At 43.0% G+C, this 24,097-nt stretch carries 20 protein-coding genes; 16 read left to right on the plus strand and 4 right to left on the minus strand.

The annotated features are described in order from the left end of the window. Window positions 1-16: 16 nt before the first annotated feature. The 3 genes from tmk to A1sIIB76_RS00125 are packed head-to-tail and all read left to right on the plus strand — an operon-like array spanning window position 17 to window position 4,771. Entirely contained in the window at window positions 17-2,110 is a 2,094-nt protein-coding gene (gene tmk, locus A1sIIB76_RS00115) for a dTMP kinase (protein WP_095696653.1), read from the plus strand. Beyond that, window positions 2,111-3,268 carry a DNA polymerase III subunit delta' gene (locus A1sIIB76_RS00120; protein ID WP_095696654.1) on the plus strand — a complete coding sequence of 386 codons (1,158 nt, stop codon included), beginning with the start codon at window positions 2,111-2,113 and terminating at the stop codon, window positions 3,266-3,268. It begins immediately after the preceding gene. Then, the gene (locus A1sIIB76_RS00125) at window positions 3,269-4,771 is read left to right on the plus strand and encodes an alpha/beta hydrolase (protein WP_095696655.1); all 1,503 of its coding nucleotides are present in this window, start codon (window positions 3,269-3,271) and stop codon (window positions 4,769-4,771) included. Between the two features lie 3 nt (window positions 4,772-4,774). Here A1sIIB76_RS00125 and A1sIIB76_RS00130 read toward each other — a convergent pair whose 3' ends face one another. Next, a complete protein-coding gene (locus A1sIIB76_RS00130) occupies window positions 4,775-5,080 on the minus strand; it encodes a hypothetical protein (RefSeq protein ID WP_095696656.1) in 306 nt (101 codons plus the stop codon). Continuing rightward, complete coding sequence (locus A1sIIB76_RS00135; RefSeq protein WP_095696657.1) at window positions 5,061-5,309, minus strand: hypothetical protein; 249 nt, start codon at window positions 5,307-5,309, stop codon at window positions 5,061-5,063. The genes A1sIIB76_RS00130 and A1sIIB76_RS00135 overlap by 20 nt, the downstream gene beginning before the upstream one ends. Window positions 5,310-5,493: 184 nt before the next feature. On the opposite strand from A1sIIB76_RS00135, the gene A1sIIB76_RS00140 reads away from it, so the two are divergent. The 8 genes from A1sIIB76_RS00140 to A1sIIB76_RS00175 all read left to right on the plus strand — a co-directional run bounded on the left by A1sIIB76_RS00140 (window position 5,494) and on the right by A1sIIB76_RS00175 (window position 14,393). Then, on the plus strand, window positions 5,494-6,138 hold the full coding sequence (locus tag A1sIIB76_RS00140) for a VOC family protein (RefSeq protein WP_095697335.1): 645 nt from the start codon (window positions 5,494-5,496) through the stop codon (window positions 6,136-6,138). Window positions 6,139-6,371: 233 nt separating this feature from the next. Further along, entirely contained in the window at window positions 6,372-7,358 is a 987-nt protein-coding gene (gene pseB, locus A1sIIB76_RS00145) for a UDP-N-acetylglucosamine 4,6-dehydratase (inverting) (protein ID WP_095696658.1), read from the plus strand. Continuing rightward, a complete protein-coding gene (locus A1sIIB76_RS00150) occupies window positions 7,355-8,206 on the plus strand; it encodes an SDR family oxidoreductase (RefSeq protein WP_095696659.1) in 852 nt (283 codons plus the stop codon). The genes pseB and A1sIIB76_RS00150 overlap by 4 nt, the downstream gene beginning before the upstream one ends. Beyond that, complete coding sequence (locus tag A1sIIB76_RS00155; RefSeq protein ID WP_095696660.1) at window positions 8,203-9,267, plus strand: N-acetylneuraminate synthase family protein; 1,065 nt, start codon at window positions 8,203-8,205, stop codon at window positions 9,265-9,267. Before A1sIIB76_RS00150 ends, A1sIIB76_RS00155 begins: the two co-directional genes overlap by 4 nt. Window positions 9,268-9,484: 217 nt before the next feature. After that, window positions 9,485-10,255 (plus strand): glycosyltransferase, encoded by a 771-nt coding sequence (locus tag A1sIIB76_RS00160; RefSeq protein WP_190286238.1) that lies wholly within the window; start codon window positions 9,485-9,487, stop codon window positions 10,253-10,255. Then, complete coding sequence (pseF, locus tag A1sIIB76_RS00165) at window positions 10,252-10,944, plus strand: pseudaminic acid cytidylyltransferase (RefSeq protein WP_095696662.1); 693 nt, start codon at window positions 10,252-10,254, stop codon at window positions 10,942-10,944. Before A1sIIB76_RS00160 ends, pseF begins: the two co-directional genes overlap by 4 nt. Before the next feature lie 119 nt (window positions 10,945-11,063). Further along, a complete protein-coding gene (locus A1sIIB76_RS00170; protein WP_095696663.1) occupies window positions 11,064-12,440 on the plus strand; it encodes an MBL fold metallo-hydrolase in 1,377 nt (458 codons plus the stop codon). 369 nt (window positions 12,441-12,809) lie between these two features. Then, window positions 12,810-14,393: a hypothetical protein gene (locus tag A1sIIB76_RS00175; RefSeq protein ID WP_095696664.1), complete on the plus strand. Its 1,584-nt coding sequence runs from the start codon at window positions 12,810-12,812 to the stop codon at window positions 14,391-14,393. Window positions 14,394-14,395: 2 nt separating this feature from the next. On the opposite strand, the gene A1sIIB76_RS00180 is transcribed toward A1sIIB76_RS00175, so the two are convergent. Beyond that, complete coding sequence (locus A1sIIB76_RS00180) at window positions 14,396-15,307, minus strand: FkbM family methyltransferase (RefSeq protein WP_095696665.1); 912 nt, start codon at window positions 15,305-15,307, stop codon at window positions 14,396-14,398. Window positions 15,308-15,320: 13 nt separating this feature from the next. Beyond that, window positions 15,321-16,481 carry a hypothetical protein gene (locus tag A1sIIB76_RS00185; RefSeq protein ID WP_125918771.1) on the minus strand — a complete coding sequence of 387 codons (1,161 nt, stop codon included), beginning with the start codon at window positions 16,479-16,481 and terminating at the stop codon, window positions 15,321-15,323. Window positions 16,482-17,364: 883 nt separating this feature from the next. Between A1sIIB76_RS00185 and A1sIIB76_RS00190 the strand changes: the two genes are divergently transcribed. From A1sIIB76_RS00190 to A1sIIB76_RS00210, 5 genes are all read left to right on the plus strand, one after another. Further along, window positions 17,365-19,293, plus strand: coding sequence for a lysylphosphatidylglycerol synthase transmembrane domain-containing protein (locus A1sIIB76_RS00190; protein ID WP_190286240.1), 1,929 nt, complete (start codon window positions 17,365-17,367; stop codon window positions 19,291-19,293). A gap of 35 nt (window positions 19,294-19,328) precedes the next feature. Then, on the plus strand, window positions 19,329-20,033 hold the full coding sequence (locus A1sIIB76_RS00195) for a sugar phosphate nucleotidyltransferase (protein WP_223298770.1): 705 nt from the start codon (window positions 19,329-19,331) through the stop codon (window positions 20,031-20,033). 2 nt (window positions 20,034-20,035) lie between these two features. Then, window positions 20,036-20,737: a glycosyltransferase family 2 protein gene (locus tag A1sIIB76_RS00200; RefSeq protein WP_095696669.1), complete on the plus strand. Its 702-nt coding sequence runs from the start codon at window positions 20,036-20,038 to the stop codon at window positions 20,735-20,737. Between the two features lie 131 nt (window positions 20,738-20,868). After that, window positions 20,869-22,839, plus strand: coding sequence for a hypothetical protein (locus A1sIIB76_RS00205; RefSeq protein ID WP_125918773.1), 1,971 nt, complete (start codon window positions 20,869-20,871; stop codon window positions 22,837-22,839). A 326-nt stretch (window positions 22,840-23,165) separates the two neighbouring features. Further along, window positions 23,166-24,074, plus strand: coding sequence for a glycosyltransferase family protein (locus A1sIIB76_RS00210; RefSeq protein WP_095696671.1), 909 nt, complete (start codon window positions 23,166-23,168; stop codon window positions 24,072-24,074). The last annotated feature ends 23 nt before the right edge of the window (window positions 24,075-24,097 follow it).

Below are 24,097 nucleotides of genomic sequence, written 5' to 3' on the forward strand. Positions count from 1 at the left end.
CCGATAGACTTCCCTCATGCCAGCTAGCCTGCCCACACCTGCTGCTCCAAAGCAGGATGCCACCCGCAGCGTCCTTGCTATCCCGGCATTTCGCAAACTCTGGAAGGCGATGGTCTTCTCTTCCTTAGGTGATTGGCTTGGTCTGCTAGCAACTACTGCCCTGGCCGCACAACTTTCTGGCGGTTCTTATGCCACCGCAAACTTTGCTATCGCTGGTGTCTTTATTGCGCGATTGTTACCCGCAGTATTTCTTGGTCCCATTGCTGGAGTATTTGCAGATCGCTTTGATCGCCGCCGCTTGATGGTTGTCATCGACATCCTGCGCGCCGCCCTCTATATCTCTATCCCAATCGTGCACACCTACTTCTGGCTCTATGCCGCCATGATCTTGGTTGAATGTCTAACGCTCTTCTGGTCACCAGCAAAGGAAGCATCAGTACCTAATCTTGTCCCACGCGATAAGTTAGAAAATGCTAATCAGGTCTCACTCCTAGCTGCCTATGGCACCGCACCCATTGCTGCAATTCTCTTCACACTTCTTACCTTGGTCTCAGGTGCCCTTGCAACGATTAGCCCACTGCTACCAACTAACTCAGTAGATATCGCCCTCTACTTCAACGCTCTCTCCTTCCTCTTTGCCGCCTACACAATCCGTGGTCTAAAAGAGATTCCAAAAGGCGCCGCCTCTAAAAAAGATGCCGAGCAGAACATCGGCCAATCACTTCTACAAGGTTGGAAGGCTGTCTCGCAATCAAAGATTATTCGTGGGCTCATCATTGGCATGATTGGCGCCTTCTCAGCAGCAGGCGCCGTCATTGGCCTTGCTCGTACATTCGTAGGAGACCTTGGCGGCGGCGATGCCGCATATGGTGTGCTCTTCGGTGCGGTTTTCACTGGCCTTGCCATCGGTATTGCATTTGGTCCAAAGATATTCGCCCAGTTCTCTCGCCGTCGCTTATTTGGCGCTTCTCTTTCCACCGCCGGCTTCTTCCTTGTGTTGCTGGCACTGATTTCAAATCTCACACTTTCTGTCATCATCGTGATCTTCCTCGGTGCCTTTAGCGGCATCACCTGGGTCACCGGCTTCACCATGCTCGGCATGGAAGTACACGATGATGTTCGAGGTCGCACCTTCGCCTTTGTGCAATCACTGATTCGCATTACCTTGGTAGCAGTTCTTGCCACCGCGCCAATCATCGCCGCCACCATTGGTGAACACAGGTATGAATTCCAGAACACCACCCTTGACTACAACGGCGCCCAGATCACTATGTTGCTCGCAGGTCTTATCGCAGCACTGATTGGTTACATCTCCTACCGCCAGATGAAAGACCGCCCACAAGTATCGCTCTGGTCCGATATCGTCGCAGCGTTGCAAGGAGAACTTGGCGCCATCACTGGCGCCCAAACCCAGAGCATCTTCATCGCCTTTGAAGGGGGTGAAGGCACCGGCAAGTCAACCCAATCCAAGTTACTTGCTAAGTGGTTAGAACAAGAAGCTGAGACCGTGCTTCTTACAAGAGAACCCGGTGGCACCACACTCGGAAAAGATCTGCGCACCATCTTGCTCGGCCACGAAACTGGAGCAATCAGCCCACGAGCAGAGGCGCTGCTCTATGCCGCAGATCGCGCCCACCATGTTTACTCTGTTATTCGCCCAGCACTTGATCGCGGTGAAGTTGTTATCTCAGATCGCTACTTTGATTCATCGGCTGCCTACCAAGGAGCAGGAAGAGTTCTTATTCCAGGTGAGGTAGCGCGCATCTCTAGATGGGCGACAGAAAGCTTGTATCCAACACTGACAATCCTGATCGACTTGCCTGCAGAAGTTGGGCTAGCTCGCCTGCAATCACTAGATCGGTTAGAGGCAGAGCCAAAAGAATTCCACGAACGCGTGCGCCAAGAGTTCTTGCAAATCGCCATGATGGACCCAGAGCGCTACTTCGTAGTTGATGGCACCCAGTCAGTGGAGGAGATCCACAAACAAATCATTGAACGAGTAGCAGAGCTTCCAGCGCTCAAGCGCAACGCAGCTGGCCCGCAACAAAATCGTTTACTGCGCCCAGTTCGTTTTGCGACGAATGCTGTCACGCATCGGATAAAGAAGTAAGTGAGCTCTGTCTTTGATGACCTAGTAGGTCAAGAACACATCATTGAAATTCTAGAAGCAGCAGTTGCGGCAAGCCGCACAGGTGAAGAATCACAAGAGATGACACACGCTTGGCTCTTTACCGGACCCCCAGGATCTGGTCGATCAAGTGCCGCGGTTGCTTTTGCGCAAGCACTGATTTGTTCAAAGGACGGTTGTGGCACCTGCTCTGATTGCAATGCAGCAAAGACCCACGGTCACCCCGATGTTGAAATCATTCGCACTGAAGGACTGTCGATCAAGGTAGAAGAAGTGCGCGAGCTTCTTACCCGCGTTGCCTGGGCGCCTTCCATGGGCGGCTGGCGAGTAGTTGTCATGGAAGATGCTGACAGACTCACTGAATCAGCTGCCAACGCGCTGCTTAAGGCGGTTGAAGAGCCTGGCACGAGAACAGTCTGGTTGCTCTGTGCTCCTACTCTGCATGATCTCTTGCCCACCATCCGCTCTCGTTGTCGCCACCTGCAACTGCGCACGCCATCACTCCAAGCTGTTACCAACGTGCTTGTCGCAAGAGACAAGATTGCACCAGCGATGGCAGATTTCGCGGCACGGGTAAGTCAAGGGCATATTGGACGGGCTCGGTATTTAGCAACCAATGAAAGCGTGCGCGGTAACCGCGCTCGCATCATGGCCTTACCACTTCAACTTGGTTCATTGGCTGCAGCATTTGCTGCGGCGCAAACACTGGTCGACCTAGCAACAGCAGAGGCAAACACTTCTAGTGATGAACGAGATGAGAAAGAGATTGAAAAGCTGCAAGAGGCTTATGGAAAAGGTGCAACTGGTCGTGGCATGGCAACAGGTGGGGCCAAGGCGGTAAAAGAGTTGGAGAAGGAACAGAAGTCGAGATCAACAAGGATGGTGCGCGACTCCATCGATGGCGCACTTCTTGATATCGCCACCTTCTATCGCGATGTGATGATGGTGCAATCAGGTAATACAGAATCAATGATTAACACTGATATGCGAGAGGCAGTAGAGAGCTACGCCGCTAAATCACCAGCACACTCAACCATAAACAAGATCACCGCCATCATGGAAGCACGCACCAACCTTGCACATAATGCCGCCCCATTAGTTACCTGCGAAGCTCTGATGTGCCGACTGGCAAGAGCGTAGATGCAGACTTTCTCCACAAATCCAGGTAAAGCCCTATCAACTCGCACAGGAAAAATCACAGCAGCTATCACAGTTTTTGCCCTCGCACTCTTTTCAACAGTTTCCTATATTCAATCAAGACCAGAGATACCCACGAATCTTGCTGCCTACTATGCCCAACAGCTGCAATGGCAAAGTTGTTATGAAAACTACCAATGTGCAGATCTTCTTGTACCCATTGACTACACAGAGTTAAGGACCGGCACCTTTAACATCTCGGTCCTGAAATACCCAACAACGGGTGAGAAAAAGACTGGCAGCCTGATTGTTAATCCCGGCGGCCCAGGTGGTTCAGGTGTGGACTACGCATACGCAGCCGAATATCTCTTTAGCCCGACAATACTTAATGCCTATGACATTGTGGGCTTTGACCCGCGTGGGGTCGGGCGCAGCGAGCCCATCGTTTGTTTGAGCGATAATGAGTTAGATGCCAACTACGCCTCTGATTCAAAGCCAGATAACGAGCAAGAGTTCGCACAAATCTTGATTGAATCAAAGAAGTTTATTCAACAGTGCGAAGAGAAAAACAAGCACCTGACCTCATTTAGCACAGCAAATGCCGCCCGCGATATGGATATCTTGCGAGAAGCAGTAGGTGATAAACAACTGAACTACATGGGTAAGTCCTATGGCACCTTCCTTGGCACCCTCTATGCCCAATTCTTTCCAGAGAACGTGGGGCACATGGTGCTAGATGGCGCAGTAGATCCCACTATCTCTAATTTCCGGCAGGGGCTCACACAAGCAGTTGCTTTTGATAAAGCATTTGCAGCCTTCGCTGCAGATTGCAACACAAGGAGTAAGTGTCCGTTACCGAAAGAGAAAAGCGCCGCGATAGATGAGATGAAGAAAATTTTGAGCCAAGTGGCCAAAAAACCAAATAAGAGACTCTCCGAGTCGCTAGTTCTGCTGGGCGTTGCAGCAGCGCTCTATGACAGCGCAACCGGGTGGCCAAAACTGCGCATAGCGATTAGAGATGTAATGAACGGCAAAGGCGATAAATTCTTAGCGTTAGCCGATGAATACACGGGGCGCACGCAAGATGGCAACTACACTGCCAATGAATTTGACTCAGGTGCGATTATAGATTGTTTAGATTTCACAGATGCACGCAGTGTTAAACAAATGAAAGAAGATGCAATGGTATTTGCAGAGCAAGCACCACTCTTTGGTCCCTACCTCGCCTATGGCGGGCTGGTCTGTCAGTACTTTGACACACCTCAAGCCACAGAGGTTGTGCCCACAAAGACTGCCAACCCGATTGTCATCATTGGCACGACAGGTGACCCAGCCACGCCTTATGAATGGGCGCAGGGGTTGCACCGGATCCTGACGAATTCCGTTCTTATCTCGTTGTCAGGGGAGGGTCACACGGGGCAAGGGCAGGATAATAAGTGCGTTGATGGACAGGTGGATGATTTCTATTTAGAGAGTAAAACCCCATCACGCACGACTTGCAGTTAACCTTTATTTTGTAGCGAGCACCAAATCAACTGCGCGCCTGAGGAGTTCTGATTCAGAAATCTTCTCAGCTTTTGCTCTCTTCTTAATTGCAATCTTTTTAGCTTTAGTAACCCTGAATTGAACGATAGGAGACTCTTCTTTCTTATTTGAAAGTGATGGGCGACCTCTAAACTTCTTGGCGGTCTCTTCACCCAGTTTTGCTGCGCGCGCCTCGGTTAGCCTTTTCCCTTTATAAAGAACCTTTTCTTGATCGAGATTGATAGAACCGCCCGATGTGTAAATGAGTTTCTTACTCTCCTTCTTTGCCATAGTTCTTCACCCTTCTAGTCGGCATTACATGAATTACTAAAAAGTAATCTCCTAAGTCAATTCCTGTGATTTCAAGTTCACGACCCCTTGAATCAACCCCCACCCAGCTTCGCTTATTAAAGTCTTCAGGATCGACCTGAAAGTCATAAAGGTTTATGACATAGAGAGCATGAGCTCTACCAATCTTGTGCTTGCGCGCAGATTGGGAGAAGCGCACTATCTTTTTCATAAGCACATTCTTAAAGTGTATTTCTGTAGTACAGAAATGTCAACACACCACAACTTGAGGCCATGGCTTCAGTCTTTCTCCTCTTGCTGACAGCTAACGAGCAGGAGAGGAACACCTGTGGATGCCAACTGACCTGGCTAGGAAGTGGTCATTTGCACCCCCTGCCATGGTGCAGAATTCCCCCATGCGCTTAGATCATGTTTCTTATGTGACTTCCCACGACCAACTAGCTGACACTGTGCAAAGACTAGGTTCACGCCTAGGTAGCACATTTGTAGATGGTGGTATCCACCCACGCTTTGGTACGCGTAACTTCACAGCTTCACTTAAGAACGGTCAATACATAGAAGTTGTATGTCCTCTTGATCACCCAGCAACAGAACAAACTCCTTGGGGTAAGGCAGTATCAAAGAAAGCCAACGAAGGTGGCGGTTGGTTCACCTGGGTATTTAGTACAAAGGACATTGCACCGATAGCTTCAAAGTTCGGCCGCGACGCAGTTGAAGCACATCGCACCCGCCCCAATGGAACAGATTTAAAGTGGAAGCAGATTGGCGTTAAAGAGATTGCGGATACTCGCGAATTCCCATTCTTTATTCAATGGCTATCTGCTGATCATCCATCACAAGATGGAACACCGTTGGCTGAAATTGAGAAGATTGTAATTGCAGATAAAGATCAGCTTGCCGACTCTTGGTTCAAAGAAGACATTCTTGCTTCACTCGGAGATGTTAATATTGAATGGGTTGATCCATCATCAAATGACGACCAGTCAGGAATAATTTCGGTACATCTTGCAACTCCAAGCGGTGTTGTTATTCTGGATTAATGAACTCTGGGTGAGATTGTTTTTGACAAACCGCTATCTCCATTAAAAGTTCCAGTTAAACTGTCAATATTGCCTAGTTGCAGGACAAATCTCTTCATGAGGAAAAGTTGATTAAATCCATTTAAATTTGGCAAAGTTCTATTAATTGCTTGAAGCCATTTAATCCGGTACCCACCTCATCCATCATGAATTGGAGTAGTATTGGGACTAAGACCAATGAATTAGAGGCAACCATGGACTACTTTGATAATAGCTCAATACTTATTACGGGTGGAACAGGCTCACTAGGAAAAAGCCTAATTGCCAAGTTATTAACTGAATCAAGCGCCCGCCGCATCGCGATTTACTCAAGAGATGAATTAAAGCAACTTCAACTAAAAGCACTTTTTGGTGACAACCCACGTCTACGCTGGTTTCTAGGTGATATTCGAGATCTTGAGCGAATGAAGCGTGCAATGCATGGCGTTGATTTTGTGATTCACGCGGCAGCACTCAAGCAAGTGGACACAGGTGAGTACAACCCTATGGAGTTTATTAAGACGAACGTTCTTGGTAGCCAGAACGTGATTGAAGCTGCGATTGATTGCGGAGTAAAAAAGGTCGTAGCGCTCTCAACAGATAAGGCTTCTTCGCCGATTAACCTTTACGGAGCCACGAAGCTCACAGCAGACAAGTTGTTTATAGCGGCAAACAATTATAGCCAAGGATACGGAACTGCATTTAGTGTAGTTCGATACGGAAATGTAATGGGGAGCCGCGGATCTGTAATCCCACTCTTTCGAGATTTGTCTGACAAGAAAAAACCTTTACCGATTACAGATTTTCGGATGACCAGATTTCTGATTAGTTTAAATATGGCTTCCAATTTTGTCTTGGACTCGTTTGGGATTATGCAAGGCGGAGAGTTATACGTGCCTCGAATTCCAAGCATTAGAATTGTGGATTTAGCCAAGGCCATCAGTGGCGAGAGTGAATTGGTTGAAGTTGGAATCCGCCCCGGAGAGAAGTTACATGAGGAAATGATTTCACAGGAGGACATTAGGAGGACTATTCAAGTATCCCCCGAACGTTTAGTTGTTCTCCCAACCGTCACGGAATATAATTTCAGCATTCCTGCAGGTATTTTTATTGAGGATGAACATGCCTATGCGTCGAATACTAACAACCTATGGATGTCTGAAGTGGATCTAAAAAAGTACATTGAAGAAATTGGGGCATGAAGCTACTCGTTTTAGGAAGTAGGGGCTTCCTAGGAAGTCACTTGATGCGCGTTGCCAGCGCAGGAGATTCAAACAAATTATCAGTTACGGGAATCTCAGAAAAGTTTCGAAGTGAAATTGATATCCAAGCGCTTAACCTTGATGGGTTTGATGTAATTGTGTATTGCGCCGCCCTCGCAAATCTTGAGGATTGCGAAGTAGATCCGGAGTATGCGTTTTGGGTGAATTCAGAAATTCCAAAGCTCCTATGTCAAAAGATTCAAGGAACAAAATCCAAGTTTGTGTATATCTCGACCGATGCGATTTTTGATGGCAGTAAGAGTTTTGTCGAAGAAAATGATTCTCCAAACCCTAAATCTGTATATGGTAAAAGTAAACTGCAAGGCGAGGTAAACGTATCGGAATTAGACGGGCGCAGCCTTATATGTCGTGTGAACTTCTTTGGAAGTAGTCCCAAAAACAACTCACTTTTTGATTATTTTTACGATAATCTGATTGATAGAAAGAAAATCATAGGTTTCTCAAACATATTCTTTACTCCGATCTCCGTTAATACCCTATCCCGCACGATTTTGGATTTAATCATGGCAGAAGCACAAGGAATTTATCATGTGTGCGGCTCTGAACGTATTTCAAAGCTTGATTTTGGAATCATGATTGAGAACTTAGTTTTGGGCACTTCGGGGCTTGTAGAACCTTGTCTTTTCACCCAAACGCCCACGGGCCCAGCTAGAAGTTTGGATTTAAGTATGTCAATCAAGAAGCTGATCAATCTTGGGATATCTTTACCACCACTCAGCAGTCAATTAGTTGAAACTATTCAAAAGAGAAGGATTACATTAACGTGAAATTCACCAACTCTAACTTCGACCTTTTCCCGAAAGCCACATATTTTATTGCGGATATTGCGGCTAACCATGATGGTTCACTAGATAGGGCTAAGGCGCTGATCAAACTTGCGGCGGAATCAGGAGCAAACGCTGCTAAATTCCAAAACTTTCGTGCTGAAACAATTGTATCCTCGAAGGGTTTCCAGGAGCTTGGAAAGAAACTTACCCACCAAAGCAAGTGGACTAAAGATGTAGTTGAAGTATATAAAGAGGCGGAACTTCCTTTGGAATGGACTGAGGAGTTAATCAGCACTTGTGTGGAGTTTGGGATCGACTACTTTACTGCTCCTTACGATCTTGATTATATTGATTACTTCAGGACAAAAATGCCGGTGTTCAAAATAGGTTCAGGTGATATCACTTACCTCGAGTCTCTAAATAAAATCGCTGCGACAGGATTACCTGTTCTCTTGGCAACTGGCGCGAGTTCTCTTGAAGATGTGAAGCTTGCCGTAGAAATTTTGTCCCAGAATTCTTCTCAGATTGTGATTATGCAATGCAATACAAACTACACAGGTTCTGAGGACAATTTTAAGTATCTCAACCTTGAGGTGATTTCACAGTACAAGGAGATTTTCCCAACGTGTGGATTAGGGCTTTCAGATCACACCCCTGGGCATATTTCGGTCCTAGGCGCAGTGACACTAGGTGCAAGATTTATTGAGAAACATTTTACCGACGATAAATCAAGGCCTGGCCCAGATCATGGATTTTCTCTAGATCCTCATGATTGGAAATCGATGGTGGGCAACACGCGCATTCTTGAGAAATCACTTGGTGATGGATCAAAAAAGGTTGAAGATAACGAGCTTGAGGCTCAAATAGTCCAGCGGAGGGCTCTTAGATTCGTTAGCGACCTACCACGGGGCCATGTTATCTCGCAAGGGGATTTGATTGCCCTACGGCCAATCCCGGAAACCGGGATTAGTCCGATGGATGCAAGTTTGGTTTTAGGGAAAAAAATTCGAGAGCAAGTTAAAGCGGACGAACTAATAACTTTTGACAAAATAGATGATTAAAATTTTGTATCTTTCAGGGACGAGTAATCCACACGATCTACGCATTGTTAAGGCACTAACTGAAGATTTCACTGTTGATACTCTCCTAGACTTCAACTCTAGTAGAAGAATCGCCAAGTCTTATTCCGAGACGGATTACGATTTTTTGGTTTTCTCCTCACTCGATCTAAAAATCCCTTGGAGTGAAATCAACTATAAATTCGCATACGGATTGTGTATGGCCGTAGAGATTAACGAAGTCGGACCCCATTCAGAAGAATTCGCTGTAATTCAGTCAAATATTAAGAATTCCACCTTGGTCAATGTTGACAATGATTATGTACAAAGTGAAATGAATAGGAAGTATGAAGTTTCATGCAACATTACTAATTTCAAGTATGGAAGTGACTTATCAGTGTTTCATGGCAGAGCTCAGAAAATTCAAAGCCCGCCTCGGATTTTATGTAACCGAAATTGGACGGCAATTCATCAAAACCAATTAGTACTGAAGGCACTTAACGCACTACACCAAGATGGAATAGCCTTTCATGGCTATTTCTTGCAACCTCCAGATGATCAACTTGAGACGCTCAGAGAATTTGATGAACTCTTAACCTCGGGAAAAATTGAGTTTATGAATTTTCTGAGCCCTACTGAGATGGTAAGAAAACTTAACTCAGTAGATATTTATGTGTCTGGAACTAAGAGCGATGGAACTTCTGTATCTCTATTGGAAGCAATGGCATGCCAGAAAATAGTATTGGTGTCTAATCACCCAGCTAACTTACAAGTTATTAAGGTGGGAGTTAATGGTTTTACCTTTGAAAAAGACAAAAGTGAAGACATTTACGAGGGCTTATTGAATATTCTAGGATTAAGAAAAAGAACAATCCGTAAAATTCAAAGAAATGCGAGGCGTTATGTGTACAGACATGGAAATTGGTTAAATGAATCCCTTAAGATGAGGAATGAAATTAAGAATCAATTTTTAGCAAGTGAGGCCGTATGAATTTACCAATTGCAGTAATACCTGCGCGCGGGGGGAGCAAGAGAATCCCAAGAAAAAATATTCGTGATTTCTCTGGGCTACCAGCGATTTCGTATGCAATTACTGCGGCCAGAGAATCTCAAATATTTTCCGAAGTTATAGTCACCACTGATAATGAAGAGATTGAAGGCATCTCACGAGAGTTTGGTGCGACGATCGTAATCAAAAGACCAAGTAATTTAGCTGATGACATTACCCCTACTGTTCCAGTAGTGGCTCACGCTGTTGAGAGTTATTTGAAGGACCACAATACCAATTTGCTGGAAGTGTGTTGTATTTATCCAATCAATCCATTTCTGGAGATCTCTGACCTAAAAAGCGGGCTTGAAATTCTTCGCGCGAATCCGCAAGTTTCATATGTAAATGCAGTATGTTCCTATCCATATCCAATTCAACGAGCAGTAACGGTGACGGACGGCTGGGTTAATATGATTAATCCCCAAAATGCATTAACAAGAAGTCAGGACCTTGAAGAAACTTACCATGATGCAGGGCAGTGGTATTGGGGAAAATCAGATACTTGGCTACGGCAAGATAAACTGCTTTTCAATTCGAAGGCATTTACCGTCCCACGATGGCGCTGCCAAGATATTGATACCGAAGAAGATTGGAAATGCGCCGAGCTTCTTTTTAAGGCATCCAAGAAATAGTCTCTTTCCCCCAAATAGGAAACTTTGGTCCATGCCCCACTTGATTTGGCCTGATTACAGCAACTCTGGTCATTCAAAAAGAGACGCAGAATTCATTAATTGCAATCCACGGGCTAGTCATGCACAATCGTGTGGTGAAAATACAGTGGTACCGAAGTGCAACCGTAGGAATTTTTTCCGATTCTGGAAACAGCATACTGTGTGATCCCTGGATGACAGATGGCGCTTTTATTGGCTCTTGGTACCATTGGCCCCCGCTTGAAGGATTTGAATTTGACTTCTTGGTCTCGAAAAATTGGGATGCAATTTATATCTCACACTTTCATGCTGATCACTTTGACAGGAAGTTACTAGCTGCAATTATTCGCAATAACGCAGTTGTCAAAGTACTGATCCCGGAGTATTCAAATAAGTGGTTAAGAAGAGCCGTACTAAATTGCGGAGTAACCCCCAATAACTTAATCGAAATCCCTAATAACAAATCTGTACAGTTTAAAGATTTCAGCATTAGGATGTTTGTTGCCGATTACTGCAACCCACAGATGTGTGGAGCCTCAATTTCATGCGTCTCATCACCAAGGAAGCAGAGTGCTAATGATTCGGTGGCACTGTTTGAAGCCGATGGGCAAAGAATCCTTAATGCAAACGACGCTCTAGCTGTGCAAAGTGCCCAAAGACTATGGCCCGTTGTCGGGGAAGTTGATCTTCTATTGGGACATTTCGGCGGGGCAGGACCGTTTCCACAGTGTTTTGCGGACTTGAACAAATTGGAAAAACTGGAAAATGCAAGGGAAATGGGGCAGACATTTGTCGGTCGACTTATTGAAACAGCCGGACGTCTGAATGCGAAATTTACGATGCCGTATGCGGGGCAATATGTTTTGGGTGGAAGTTTGACAGAACTCAACGAGTACAGGTCTGTCATACCGCTAAGTCAAGTTTTAAGCTGTATTGCTGATTCGGGTGTGACAACACCTGTCTCAATGCTTCCTTTTGGTGAATTCAATCTAACCCAAAGCTCACTAAGTGAAGAGTGGCGAGAACCACCTGCATCAATTCAAGAAGCGTATTTAGAGAAAATTAAGAAAGTATTGTTTCCATACCAAAAGTTTGAGGAAGATTGGCCAGGGGCAAAAGTTTCACTCAATCGGGCGCTTCAAAGAGTGAAGAATGAGTTTGATGCTTACGTAGAGGAGGGAGGATCAGGGTCTATTTCCTCTATCACTATAATGACAGAAGGTGTTAGCAAAACAATCAATTTTGGTCTAGGCCAAAGCACGTTATCGGAAAGTCCTCAGTACGAGAATCACTCGACAATCCAGTTGGATTCAAGGCTCCTGAAGCGCCTTCTCATCAGAAAGGCTGGGTATCAGGGATTCACGCAATATCACTTTAATCAAGCAGAGATTGGAAGCCATTTGACGTGGTCTCGCAAAGGCCCCTATCCCAGTGAAACGCAGTTCTTGAATTTCTTGCAAGATATCGCCCAGTCATAGTTACGGGGAATTCGAAGATTTCCCGAAAGGTTTAACGAAAAGAATTTCAAGTCAAGAACTCAAGATCTTTAAGATTCTTATCACGATGCCAGGAGCTATTACCTCGGTAAGGTGGGAAATTGGCAGGGCGGCCAAGCAATCCTCCCATTAAACTGTAATTTCATTGAGCTTCAGGGAACTGAGCCAACTTGACGTGGGCTACGAAGAAGCTTGGAAACTATTTGGGATGAAGCAAATCACCCATTACGGACTTTAATTCAATTACTAGTTTACCCCATATTTTTATCGCGCATGCTTGGTAAAAATGCGTAGAATATGACACCCTCGAAAATAAAAGTTTATCAATCCAATCGGAACAAAGGAGACCAAATGAAAATATGTCTCTTTATGCCAAACAGTGCGATCCTTCCACATTTTTTTGCTGAATTGAGAATTGCTGACATTATTCAGACAAAAACGAATCATGACGTTCAACTAATCACATGTGACAGTTTTTTTGAAAATTCCTGTACATCTTCAAGTTATCTAGGCGATAATTCTAATGAGTTAAACTCAACATCAAAAAGTTGCATTGCATGTCATCGGGCGGTTCAACGAGGGGGTGTTGAGGATTTTGATAACTATAGTTTAGGTGAATTTTTTACCAAAGAATCAATAATTGAATACGAAAAAGCCCGAGATTTGGTCAACTCAAACCCAATAGATTTTGAGTATCTGAGAGTTCCTCTTGGTCGTATATCTTTGTATGAACTAGTCCTCGAGTTTAAGAAAATCGATCTGCAATTTACAACAGCACAGCAAGCAAAAGTGCAGAGTTACACACGCAATTCCTTAAAAACTTTTCTCGCTGCCCTTAATTTTTTCGAATGCCACCGCCCTGACAAAGTAATTCTGTTTAATCCGCAGTATGGGGTACCGGCAAGTTTTGCAAAGGCTGCCGAACTTATGGGAATCCCGGTCTATTCTGTTTCTTTCACTGGAGTTTTGGGAGAAATGAGACAATTCGTAAGGAGTTGGAGTTGGAACGACAATAAACTTGTGAGCCCTTTTCGAAAGGAATGGTCCGAGGGTAGTTATTTTCCAACACGGAAGGATTTAAGGCGTTTAAAGAGAGAACAAAGATTCATTCGAACAGGTCAGTCGCCGTGGACTTATTCACAGCCGGCGTCTAAGTTGACGACAGAAGATACATTCTTGATACCACCTGGGTGCAAAATTATCCTAGCTGTAATGAATAGTACTGATGAGGTGTTTGCAGCGAAGGTCTCAAACCTCATACCTGAAAGCATGGCTAACAGTAAGGTCTTTCAAACACAAGAGGATTGGATAGAGAGATTAATTGAAGAAGTCTCAAAGATGGAAGATACCTATCTGATAGTGCGACCCCACCCGAGAGAATATCCCAATAAGAGGGAAAGTGTTACGGCGTTGACCTCTGAGCGTCGAGTTAAAATCCTTCAAAACTTGCCACGCAATGTTGTAGTTGATGCACCTGCATTAAAGTTTCCATTAGAAAATCATTTCAAATCAGTCAGTGTCCTGACCACTGGATGGTCTTCCGTAGGATTAGATTGGCAGATCCGAGGAAAGCCAACTGTTACATATGATTGCAACTTGACTGGATACCCGGCTCAGACTCATTACTCAGGAGATAGTGTGGATGAGTATTTCACGAATTTAAGAACTGCACTTTCTGGTAATTCAGATTTGAACGATGCCCACACAAGAAATGCCACAAGCTGGTACTGCTTTTCAAACTTCAAGAAAAGTATTCGAATTGGATCATCCCTGTTGGACGAGAAGGTAGTTGGAACCCTACTGACTAAGTCGAAAATTTCTGGAATCCTCTCACGCCTATTTCCCGTTTTTTATCTACGACTTCAACTGTCCAGAACAATCACCTATTCGGATTGGAAAGGAATTCTTCGACTCTTCGAGATAGTCGATGCATGAGCTCAGAAATAATTTTTATGAAGTTTTAAAATACGCAAGAAGCCTGGCTTTAACTTCAGACGTTTAGTGATTGCCGAGTTGTTGAATCGCAGCAGTGCCAGCGCATCTCCAAATTGTCCATACATGCACAATACAAAAAAGGCAACCTTTTGAAACTCAAAGTCGCAAGAGTGAAGATCCTTGTGGTTAAGCACGAAGAGGGCATCGCATTCATTTAGATATCCAAAGTTTTCAATTCTCCTAGGTCTTTTAGGTCCATGCGAGTAAATAGGTTTGAGTGCAACAAGTTCATACCCAAAACTTTCCAAGTACTGCTGTACGGCCGATAGCTTTGTTCCACCAGCGGAGAACGGATAGCTTAAAAGTGAGGCTTCGAGCTCAATCGCTACAATTTTTTTCTTTGCAAGCAAGTCAGATGCGCCAAGAAGGATTTCATGTTCTGCGCCCTGGGCATCAATCTTGAGTACGATAGGCCGGTCAAAATCTTCTTCCCGAATCAAATCACCGAGGCGGTTAGTCTCAATTCTTACTTTTGTAAATGGGAAGAAATAGTCATAAACATCCTCAGAAATTCGGGGAGCAAGATTTGGGGAGACGAAGGGCTCAAACATAGTTGAACCACTATCAACGTTTGTAATGAATAGGTCCTTCACGCCACCAGTTGCGCTTAAGGCCGTGGGATAGACGACTACTTCTGCAGCCACCTTGTCCCCTTCCGCATATTCAAGGTTTTTTTCGTTTGGATCAATTAGGTAAAGTGTGCTGCCTGCTATTCGTGTTGCAAGAATCCAATTCTGATTATAAAAATAAGATGCCCCGATATCAACAAATAATCCACGGGGATTAACAGATTTCCAAAACCTTATTAATCTAGGGTTTCTGAAGATTATGAGCGAATAAAACCTAGAGCCCATTGAGCGGATTCTGTTAATTTGTACTCCTTTGAACAAGCCTGTTGACCCTTTTCAAAATCCTCTCTATCTTCTCAATGAATGTAGGTTTAGGCCAAAAAACAACTTGGAGGACTATCCTCTCGCCGGCCTCAATCAAACCTCCCCGGTGAAGCAATCTGGAGCCATCAAAGACCACGAAAGTACCCGCTGGCCCAAGGAGTACTTCTTCCCTTTCGGCAATTTGAGATTCGAACTCGCTTCCCGCAAGAATATCCCATCCGAAATGCGAATTAAATCTAAGAGTTTCTGGAAGTTTCATGAAATGTTTCCTGAAGTTTCTTGAGCTCATAGATTGATGATAACTTTTTGAGTAATAATCATGAAGTTTTGAAGTCGGATTATTCCCAACAGATCCTATAACTCTCCCGATGATATCTTGTAACGTATTGTTCTCAAGCTGATCATAAATATGAGGGTAACTGCAAGTCGGACCGTTACCTTCTGTAACATCCGAGAGATAAACAATTGCTTTAGGCGCAAAGATTGATTCGTCGAGATGGGCATACATGGTTTTTGGAGTAGCAACCCCTTCGATAGCGTTCTTCCACCAAGTAGATCCAGAGACGCTCAACTCCAAAGAAACTCCGACGTACGAATACCTTATTCCAACATAATTCGAAATTCGATGAAAAGTTCCGTTTTTCTTAAACTCACTATTTAGAATAGATGAAATCTTGGAAACCGTTTCACCGTCATTAACACTCAAATCACTTCTCTTCATTTGGCCCGCTGCAGCACGATTTCTGAATATCTCTACATCATGCAGTATCAGATTGGAAAGCTGGCTAAGGGTTCTCTCGTCAAGACGACCGTAGTAATAAGCCTCACTCCCCAATGCTGCTCCTAACTCATCGCTAAATTGACTTCCCACCACTCGAGCTCTAAAGGAAAATTCATCATCAAGATAAGTTTCAACTTGGTCAAACAACTCAAAAAGAAAGAGAGCTAAAAACTCATCTTCAGGGCATTGAGATGACAACTCGTGAACAATCTCCTTAAGGAGATTCTTAGATTCACGAAATCGAGCACTTGTTATTTTCTCCCGAGAGCTCCCTAGAGTGGAATTGAATTTATCCAACAGTATCGGGTTGAGCGTTAAAGCAGGCTCAGTGAATCTGAAAGCATCATGCTTCAAATAATTATGCTGGTATAGATTTTGCAGCAACTCTCAACTCCCAACTATTAAAGGACGCCACTAAGTATACCGCAGAATGACACAGAACCCTCTGGGATGAATATAAACTGAGTACCGCTTGTTATTCTATTCCCGAAGCTGAATCTAGAAAAATTATCTGAGGGGATACCTCTACCCAAGAATTTACAAGGCGTAACTGCATGATCATTGAGATGAAAAGTGCTTCACTAATATCCACAATTCCTATTTGGTTGATTACGTGAAGATTCAAACAGAAATAATTTTTTAGGTTGGAAGTTCCATGAAAATTCATTCCAGCCCACTTTTTCACATGAAAAGTACCTTCAGACTTCTCAGGGTCAAACTCGACAAAACAATGTTCAGGTTCGAGTATTTAGCTTTTGTGACAAAAGAATGGTTTCCATTGATCCTAAGTTCGAAACCCAGATTCCAATTGAAGCAATCTTTACCGCCGGTCAATCAAGCTTTACTCGGGTTAACGTTCAGGGAGAAATTTAGTTCAAGGAATCCTTCCTGCTGCTCCAAGGGTCTGCCCTATGCTCGTATTTTAAATTTGAAACCTTAATCGACGCTTTTGCTAAATTATGAAATTAAATGGGTGAATTTTTGCTAGCGAAACCAAAGATTTTAAGGTCTCAAATTCCGCGACCTGGCGTACTCTTGCGAATTAGCGAAATCCTAGGGTCGGAAACTTCGAGATTGATGACAGGAGGGTATCTAGATTCAAATGCTGCAATTATTCAAATCTAAATCCTTCAGATATTCCGCTGCATTCTTTTTACCGACAGTGGCCATAGTAAGTAATTCACAGAGCCTCACACTCCACAATTCAAAGTCTTTCGAGACAGTTGAAAGTCTATTTATGTTCTCAATCGCTTTATGTCTAGTTTTCTTAGGAACAATTTTTAGGGGGTTAAGAACTCGAGAAATGTTAATGACAGCCGCCGAGACTAAGTTAAGTTTGAATATTTTTGCGTACGTCATCTCGTCAGCGATAAATATGATTACCCCCTTCAGATTGGGGGAGGTTATGCGAATTCTCTACCTAAGACGAGTCACAAAAGTTTCAGGTTATTACATTGCGCTAGTCGTTGTTATCGAGAGAACAATTGATTTGATCCTGATTACCCTAGTAAGCCTTTTAATGCTAAATACTTCAGAATCCCAAAAACATTTTATCGCACTAATAATCGGATGCTTCTCGGTTATTCTGTTTATCTTAATCTCCCTCATGGTGAGGCCACTCCTGAGAATGATCTCCTCAATCACTTCAAATTTGAGCGAGGATTTACAATGGAAAACTAAACATTCGCTCTGGGTGGCCATGTATGGATTCAAGAAGTTCGTTTCTTCGCCACGGAGTATTTTGCTGTACATGGGATATACGTTAGTTTCATGGACATTTTATTTTGGTGGTGTCTGGATAAGTTTCAGAAGTATTCTCAATAATCAATTTGAGATTAGTCAAATCGTTGCTCCATTTACCGATTACCTAACGCTTGCCAAGCAATCCATCCACAATTTTGAACGTCATTTCTTGAACATTGGATTGAACCTAAGTAGTGAGAACATCACCGAACTGAGTTTAGTGGCGTGGGTAGTGCTAAATTTACCAATTCTAGTTATTGCCCTTACATCACTCATTTGGTTCAAACGAATTACGAGAGTAAAAAATGAAACAGACTCACTGCTTTCGAAATTCTCGATGTTCGACTCTGACTCAAGAAACATTGTTGACTACTACATTAGCTCGGATCCAACATTAAGAAAATTGCACGAGTTGGAATTCAAAGAGAATTTTCAAATATTAAAAATATACAAGGGTGGAAGCCAAGCCCTAACTTGTGTCGTTAAGCAAGAAGGTGGCGTACTAGAAGTATTGAAATCGACTTCTTCATTGAACGAAGAAAAACTCAAAATGCAATATCTTTGGTTAGTCAAATTCAAGTCACACCCAGAGATAGTTTCCGTGTATAAAGAACTGAGAAATTCACATGTTTACGGGTATTCGATGCAACTAGCTGATGATTTTGTGCCATTTTACGATTTTATTCACTTAGAGGCACTCTCCAAAAGCGAAGAAATACTGAGAAATATTCATGTTTTTTTAAGAGACCATATCTACGTTGAGCTAGTGCAAAACTCAGACGAGAGTGTTTACGCGACTTATTTCGAGAAGCGGATCATCGATGCTGTTCAAAATGCTAAGTCAAGCGACAGGCAATTCTCTTTATTGTGGGACAAAACCGAAATTGTGATAAATGGAGAATTGCGTATCAACGCGAATGTGATTCTCAAGCAAAACCGGGAACATATCGAGAGAGCAATGAGAAATTTCACGAGATCTGAAAATATCCACGGAGATCTCACGGTTGACAACATTTTAATTGATCCAGTCAGTAACAAATTTCTTCTAATTGACCCTTCGGACGATAATACATTGCGCGGGCCTGTTCTTGATTTTGCGCGCTTACTTCAATCTTTAGAAGGAGGTTATGAATTTCTAAACCATTCCAACGAGAAACCAAGATACGAGCTAAGCGACACGCCTACAATAACATTTGTTGACCAACGAACACATAGGTATGAACAGTTGGCTGAAAGCGTGAGGGATTTGGCCAAGAGCTATCTAACAGAGTCTGAGAATGAAAATTTGGATTTACACATTGGATTACTCTATTTGCGAATGCTCCCTCATCAAATCAGGATAAATCCCGAAAGAACTTTGATTTACTATCTAAAGGCGGTTGAGTTCTTAAATAGATGGCATGTTAATTTGGAAATGAGGTAGTTTTGATCAAATCACAAAGTCCTATCCAAATCGTTATGCCGATGGCCGGCTTAGGATTGCGGTTTCAAAATGAGGGAATTAAGACACTCAAACCTCTAATCCCTGTGAAAAACATCCCAATGTTCGTGCACGCATTCGAATCAACAGCAAAATTTAATAGCACAAAACTACACGCTGTAATTTTGAAAGAACACCAAGAACTACACGAGCTAGACAAGAAACTAAATCGTCTATACCCAAACTTAGAGTTAACGATTCTAGATTCTCGAACACGAGGAGCAGCGGAAACAATCCTGGCGGCAAGTCCTCGTTTAGAGATGGATGACCCATTATTAATCCTTGACTGTGACATCGCCTTCAATTGCGATGAGCTTGAATCGATGGTCAATACAGGAGCTTTTCATGATTTTGACGGTGTTTTACTTTACTTCGAATCACAAATTCCTTCGTATAGCTACCTAGAAAGAGATCATGATTCCATATGTGTGAGAATAATCGAAAAAAAAGTGATCTCAAATCATGCAGTTATTGGAGCATACTTCATCTCAACTGCTTTAAATTTTTTTGAAAGCGCCAAACAAAGAATTGAACTCTACGATGTAGGAAGAGAATCAGAGATTTACATCTCATCGGTAATAAACCAAATGATTGAAGAGGGAGCCAGGTTTTTAACTCTTAAAGCTGAATTCGCAAATTTCGGAACCCCAGATGATTTAAGAAGATATAGTCAGGAAAACTAACATTGAATAACGAAAAAATCGCCCCTATTCTGGAACTTATTATTCCTTGCTATAACGAAGCATCGGGATTGAACGGACTTCTCGAAATCTGCACTTTTGCGACTCAAACTTTTCCGGTTGCATTCATTCTGGTCAATAATGGATCGACTGACGAAAGTGAAATCTTTTTTCAAAAAATTGATTCAACTCGGATACGGACACTTTCTATTAAAACAAATTTGGGTTACGGAAATGGCGTTAAGCAAGGATTGTTGATAGCTACCGCTCCATACATTGGTTGGCTACACGCAGATATGCAAATTAACTTGGATGGATTTCTGCACGAGTTATTCAAAGAGGGATTTACTGGTGATTTTTTCTATAAAGGAAAGAGAACCGGCCGCAAATTTTCTCAACTTATCTTTACAATTGGCATGTCGTCCGTCATGTCATTTATGTTCCATAAACCCTTGAATGATATCAATGGCCAACCTACGATTTTTTCAAGTAGTTTGTTGCAGAGATTAGAATTCGCACCAGACGATTTTACTTTTGACCTTTTTGTTTATTTGGTTGCAAAAAAGAATGGCTATAAGATCAGAAGAATTCCGGTCGCGATGCAAGAGAGAAAGCATGGTCAGTCCAGTTGGAACACCGGAATTTGTTCAGCATTAAAGCTTTCCAGGAAGATGTTCTCTTCAGCAAGGAAGATAAAAAGTAACTAAAGTCGACACAGAAAATAGATTTCCAGATTTTCCATCCAGAATCCCAATAGATTCGGCAACTTGGGCCATGGAACAGATCAATATTGTGATTCCTGCTCAGAATGTTGAATGGGTTTGAATACAATACGTGGGTGAACATGGGAAAAAGCAGTCAAGTGCTTGGCAGGTATACCCAATATCTAGTAAGCATTTTGATCTGGGTGGGATTGTCCAGTTATCTTCTTTCAAATATAGATCAAAATTGGTGGCAGTACCGGGATGATTCGATCATTAATTTAAGTGGAGCTAAGAACTTTGCTCTTTCGGGAACAATTGGGCTTTCTTACGGAAGCCGCGTGGAAGCGTTCTCCAGCCCCCTCAATATTGCTCTTCCAATCCTGGTTTTTAAATTAAATCCACATTTGGATTTCAAAGAATATTTAGATTTGTTCATTCCATTTACCCTATTCTTGTTAGCACTAGTTATGACCTGGACGCTTAGACGATTCTTTGTTGGTTCAAGACTAGATGGAGCCAAGATAATTTTAATCAATTTAGCAACCTATAGCTTAGCGGCAAGTTCCTGGACTACTTTTGGCTGGCTGATCTCAGGGATGGAAAACATTCTCTGCGCAGTGTTATTGGTTGCATTAATTGGTACCACTGCTACGGGACCTGACTCGAAATACAGTACCGCTATAGTAATTGGGCTTCTCGGAATTGCCAGAATTGAATTCTTTGTGCTCTTAATGCCGGTAATAGTATTAATTGCCCTCAACCAAATTACTGAAAAGAAAAATCGGCTTAAATTCCTTTCAGTAATTTTAGCGATCTGGGCTATGACCCACATCGGGCGCTTCATTTATTTTGGACATTTTCTGCCAAACACCGCAACAGCGCTAGGAAAAACCCTCACAATTTCTTCGGGTCTTTACCTATTAATTCAAAATCTAATTGTTTTGACTATTTCCATTAAACCAGAAGGTCTTAGGAATCGTACCAGATACTTAAAATTTCTATTGGCTTTCTTTTTCTTGCTAGTTTGCGGCTCAAAAGCACAAGAGGTTGATTACGCAGGAATTTATAAATTAGTATTCCTGGGTTCTCTCATCTTTGCCGCGGGGATAAACTTACTTCTGTTGAGCAAGTCCCGTACTTTTATTTTTCATCACCTGCTCGCCTGGTTGATGATCTTGATGCCTTTGAATCACTACGTTTTATTCGGGCCGGCGCGACTCAGCGCCTTTAGGATCGTTGTAATTTTTCTAATCCCGATAGTCCTATCGGGAATAATCCTAATAACTCAACAGTATTCCAGGAGTTACTCAAGAATATTTGTTTTACTCTTCTTTATCGTATTGGCAATTTCTGCAATCTTGTTGAGCAAGATTGATTACACCCGCAACTTATGTTGCTCCATCTATCCCAGTGACTCTAAAATCCGCTCAGTGGCCAATGATTATTTCCCTAATGTCGGAGAGGCCAAACCGAAAGTCATTGTTGCTAATCCCGATATTGGGAAAGTGTCATTTACAAAAGAATATGTAAATTTGGACTTGGGTTTAATAGGAGAGCCACTACTGGCAAGAATCGCAAGAAGCACCCCAGAATTGGTTGAAACTTACATAGTTGACTACACATCCCCAGATATTTTCGAAGTTCACGGATTCTGGTCTTGCATTTATGAGCCCGTTTTGAATAGTGAAAAATTCAAGACTAACTGGGGATTGCGATGGAGGGGCCAAGTATCTAACGAGTTTAATGTTCCGCAACAGCTTCAATGCCCCGAGAAAGGTGTCTACACAATTTGGGGCAAGAAAATCTCCAGTAAGGAGGATTCATTGAGCGTATTCCTCGCACTAGGCGGAGCTGAACGGATAATTCAGAGGGTGAATTCAGAAATCCGAGAATGCTTGCAAGCAGGAGAGGAAAACTATCGATGCGAGTATGTAGCAAGGGCGATTCTTCGAAACAGGGCAACTTTATTGGAAAAGAATTTGTTAAGTGACGCTCTTGACGCTCTACGCCCGTCACCTTCATTTGAGTTCGATAAATTGAGAATTTCTGAACCTCGAGGCTGGCAAATAAAAGCTCAGAAGGAATTTTCAAAACTTGTCCGCTAGTTTTGTTTTGAGGGAATTTTACCCTCGGGGGTCCAAACAATTCCAAAATGGCAGATCGTCAATTTCACTTCAAGTCTTATGATTAATCCCCTAAACAAGGAAGGGAAGAATTCTGGGCCTGCCAAAGGATTGGATCAAAGTAAGGACCGAATCTTGCCAGACTCACAACCTCCAAGAAAGACTAAACGAGGGATTCTCAAGTAAGACATCTAAAATGAAATAGGCTGATAAATTGTCCTAATGTCACCACCCATCTCTCTGTTGATTCCAGAGGTACTCTTTAAAGAAAGCGCTGCTGAAAACCGAGAGAAAGTAACTTTTCTGATATGACAAAAACGGGAAGACCACCCATCGCCGTGTTTGGTTTTATAAGACACGAAGAGCTGTCTAATTGTTTATCTTCTCTTGAGAATAATGAGGGAGCAAGTGAGTTTCCAGTTTACATATTTATCGATGGCCCACGAACAGAATCCGATCTAGAGCCCCTAAAGAAGTCTTGTGCTGTTGCATCAGGAGTGTGGGGATTTAAGAGTGTCGAAGTAAAGTTTAATAATAGGAATTTGGGGCTTTCAAATTCAATAAGAGCAGGACTGGATTCAATTTTCAAACTCCATGATTCAGTGATTGTAATTGAAGATGACCTAGTTCTGCATTCCAAGTTTTTAGATTTCATGGTTATAGGCCTCGAGAAGTACTCATCTGAGAAATTGGTAGCAAGTGTTCAAGGCTTCTCTTTAATTAATCAAACGTCTGATCAAAGCTATTTTATTCAAGGAGCTGATTGCTGGGGTTGGGCCACCTGGCGAGATAGGTGGGAAAGTATTTGCTGGGATTCTGATGCCCTTATAACCCAAATCAAAAAATCAGGAAAAACGAAGGCATTCAATTTTGAAAATACTTATAACTTTATGCGGTTGCTTGAATTGAACTCAAGAAAAGAAATCGATTCATGGGCAATTCTCTGGCAAGCAAGCATGTTTTTGCAAGGCAAAATGAGTCTCTACCCTCCGTTTAATCTGGTCCTTAATGAAGGATTCGGCAATGGCGCAACCCACAGCGAATTAGTTCCTCAAAATTTACCAATGTTATCCACCAGAAATTCATGGACTTATCCAACTAAGGTAATGATGGATGCTGGAAACTACGAAAAAGTAGTCAACGCCTACTCGGGATTCATTCCCAAGCGCCATCTGCTGAGGAGAATTAAGCGGTGGTTTCAGAGAATAATTGGATAATCAAGATTAAGTGCACTGCGCCT

Origin of the sequence: Candidatus Planktophila versatilis, from assembly GCF_002288265.1 — a bacterium.
In the GTDB taxonomy this organism is placed as follows: Bacteria; Actinomycetota; Actinomycetes; order Nanopelagicales; family Nanopelagicaceae; genus Planktophila; species Planktophila versatilis.